General features: G+C 45.4%; 1 protein-coding gene. It reads left to right on the plus strand.

Annotated elements, in window-relative coordinates; translation table 11 throughout:
- Nucleotides 1-239 precede the first annotated feature (239 nt).
- A complete protein-coding gene (gene ftsY / locus F6K20_RS34680) occupies nt 240-2159 on the plus strand; it encodes a signal recognition particle-docking protein FtsY (protein ID WP_008178517.1) in 1920 nt (639 codons plus the stop codon).
- Nucleotides 2160-2316: the final 157 nt, after the last annotated feature.

Raw genomic sequence — 2316 nt, forward strand, 5'->3', positions numbered from 1 at the left:
TACAATAGCGGAGGAAGTAGGGAGTAGGGAGTAGGGAGTAGGGAGTAGAGAGGAGGAGTATCGGGAATAGACTAAAATTAGCCTAATAGGCCAGGCTAGATCACAAAATTAAGAATATTAAGTCAAATATCGATAAAATTAAGGGAAAAGGTTAGGGATTAGCCTAGGGCTAAGCACTCAAAACCTAAATCAAATATTGAATATATATAGTTAATTGACGCCATAGTCAAGTAAGGGTAATGGTCTTTAATTGGTTCCACCGAAAGTCTGATCCTAGCGCAGAGTCTGCTGAGAAAAAGGACTCTGATACATCTCAAGTAGAATCGGAACAAAAGGCAACAGAGCAACAACCAATAGACCAAGCTGATTCTAAATCTGTCGAAGAGTCATCCTCAGCAGCAGCTGATGATTACCTGAGTTGGGCAAAAGCTGCCTACAAAAATATTCAGAAGCAACAAGTAGATCAATCTCCAGAGGAAGACACTACTGAAAGTAAGCCAGTAGATGATACAACGGCTCAGCCAGCAGCAACGGCTAAACCGGAAAAACCTCAAGAATCTCAGGAGACTGAATCTCTAGCGGCTGAAACATCCGAAGCGTCTACTGAATCTCCAGCGGCTGAAACATTGGAAGTGTCTGAGGAAACTGACACTACAGAAGTCGCTGAGATAGGTCAGATAGCTGTTGAAGAAGAATCACAAGCACAATCACAAGCACAATCACAAGTAGAATCACAAGTAGAATCACAAGTAGAAGAGTCTACAGTTAGTGAAGCTTCGGTAGATACTGCTGAAACGGTGGAACCAGTAACCGAGCAATCCTCTGATCAGATGGTAGAGGAGGTAGTATCAACACCATCGGATTCAGAATCTAATCATGACTCATCTATAGGTATGACCTTGGTTGAGAATAAACCAATCCCTGAGTCAGATAGCTTGACAACTGATATAGCTCCATCAGCTGAGACAACAGAGGAAGAAACGCCTGCTTCTGGCCCAAGCTGGGCGCGTCGAGCAAGTGCTAACCGACTAGCACGGCTGGAACGTCTTAAGGAAACAGCTATTGAGACCCCTGAACCGGAACCCGAAGTGGCAACTGTGATCGAAGAGGATGAAGGGGAAGCAGAGATAGATCAAGATATGCTGGGTCTGGCCTTTGATGATGGGTTCTTGTGGTCAGCAGAAGTGTTGGCATCTCAAGGAAGAAGTCCTGAGGATATCTCGATCGAGGAAATTAGCTGGCTCAAGCAACTGCGTCAGGGATTGGGCAAAACTCGTCGTAGCTTGATTAACCAAATAAAGGCGATTGTGGGTCAAGGCCCGTTGAATCAAGACGCGGTAATGGAGATTGAGTCGCTGCTGCTACAAGCAGATGTAGGAATTGAGGCCACTGACTATATTATTGATACTCTACAAGCTAAGTTGCGGGAGGAGTCTCTACCAGCAGAAAAAGCGATCGCATATCTCAAACAAATCATCAGAGATTTGCTAGAGCAACCTTACAGTAACAATTACAGTCGGATCTTTGCTCCAGAAAACGATACCTTGAATATCTGGCTGATGACTGGAGTCAATGGTGCTGGTAAAACTACTACTATTGGTAAACTCGCTAACTTAGGTCAGAAGTCAGGCTACCGTTGTTTAATTGCAGCAGCAGATACCTTTCGAGCTGCTGCAGTGGAACAAGTTAAGATTTGGGGAGAGCGCAGTGGTACTGAAGTGATTGCTAATCCTGGTAAGAATACTGATCCAGCTGCTGTTGTGTTTGATGGTATTAGTGCTGCCCAATCTAGAAATACCGAATTACTGTTGGTGGATACAGCAGGACGATTGCAAAATAAGAAAAATCTAATGGAGGAATTGGCGAAAATTCGGCGAATTGTTGCTAAAAAAGCCCCGGATGCCAAAGTTGAATCGTTGCTAGTGCTGGATGCTACTTTGGGTCAAAATGGTTTACGTCAAGCACAAGTATTCTCAGAGGCGGCAAAACTGAGTGGAGTGGTATTGACAAAATTGGATGGAAGTGCTAAAGGTGGTGTCGCTTTAGCAGTAGTGCGGGAACTGGGCTTACCGATTCGGTTTATTGGTGCAGGAGAAGGGATTGAAGATTTGCGGCCTTTCTCTAGTTATGAATTTGTGGAAGCTTTGCTTAGTGGCTAAGCTGGTTTTGACAGCAAGGGAGTAGGGAGTAGGGAGTAGGGAGTAGGGAGTAGGGAGTAGGGAGTCGGGAGTCGGGAGTAGGGAGTCGGGAGTCGGGAGTAGGGAGTCGGGAGTCGGGAGTAGGGAGCAGAGGGATAGGGTTTGACGGTTTTGCTTC

Origin of the sequence: Moorena sp. SIO2C4 (genome assembly GCF_010672485.1) — a bacterium.
Taxonomy (GTDB): Bacteria; Cyanobacteriota; Cyanobacteriia; order Cyanobacteriales; family Coleofasciculaceae; genus Moorena; species Moorena producens.

Excerpts from the sequence above, each read along its gene's own strand:
- ftsY (WP_008178517.1), top strand. The coding sequence starts at position 240 with ATGGTCTTTAATTGGTTCCACCGAAAGTCTGATCCTAGCGCAGAGTCT.